This is a genomic window from Salinimicrobium oceani, assembly GCF_012037645.1.
On sequence record NZ_JAAVJR010000692.1, the window covers coordinates 1 to 436 of the forward strand.

General features: G+C 44.0%; 1 protein-coding gene. It reads left to right on the forward strand.

Features of this window, described 5'->3' with window-relative positions:
• Positions 1 to 436: alpha/beta hydrolase family protein (locus HC175_RS18900; RefSeq protein WP_168139730.1), on the forward strand; the 436-nt coding region annotated here is incomplete at both ends.

The following is a 436-nucleotide window of genomic DNA, read 5'->3' on the forward strand; positions in this document are numbered from 1 at the left end:
TTTCTCCGGATGAGAAATATATGGCTATAAGGCATTCCTACTCGAACCAGCCCTGGGAGTTGTACCTTAAGAAAACTTCCTCTAATGCAAAGGCACAGCAAATCACTGATGGACAATCTGAGGAATTTCAGCAATATGACTGGCGGGATCCGGAACTTGTACAATTTAAAGCCGAAGATGGAGCAATGGTACCGGCGAGGCTGTATAAACCTTCAGAAGCTTCAAAAAATGGAGCAGCTGTAGTCTTTGTACATGGAGCAGGGTATTTGCAAAATGCGCACAAATGGTGGTCCAGCTATTTTAGAGAGTATATGTTCCACAATCTTTTAACAGATCTTGGATATACTGTGCTCGATATTGATTACCGCGGAAGTGCAGGGTACGGCCGTGACTGGAGAACAGGTATTTACCGGCATATGGGAGGAAAAGATCTTTC